This is a genomic window from Pantoea sp. PNT03 (assembly GCF_014852515.1).
GTDB lineage: Bacteria > Pseudomonadota > Gammaproteobacteria > Enterobacterales > Enterobacteriaceae > Pantoea > Pantoea leporis.
This window is the reverse complement of record NZ_JACVBT010000025.1, coordinates 1-259: the sequence shown is the minus strand read 5'-3', so window position 1 is coordinate 259 and position 259 is coordinate 1. Positions and strand designations below refer to the sequence as shown.

1 rRNA gene is annotated in these 259 nt (G+C 52.9%); it reads left to right on the top strand.

The window, feature by feature from the left end:
- Positions 1-259 (top strand): 23S ribosomal RNA (locus IB226_RS23105); the annotation flags it as partial.

Genomic DNA, 259 nt, shown 5'->3' with positions numbered 1-259 from the left:
GGGGAACTGAAACATCTAAGTACCCGGAGGAAAAGAAATCAACCGAGATTCCCCCAGTAGCGGCGAGCGAACGGGGAACAGCCCAGAACCTGAATCAGTTTGTGCGTTAGTGGAAGCGTCTGGAAAGACGCACGATACCGGGTGATAGTCCCGTACACGAAAGTGCACAGATTGTGAGTTCGAAGAGTAGGGCGGGACACGTGGTATCCTGTCTGAATATGGGGGGACCATCCTCCAAGGCTAAATACTCCTGACTGAC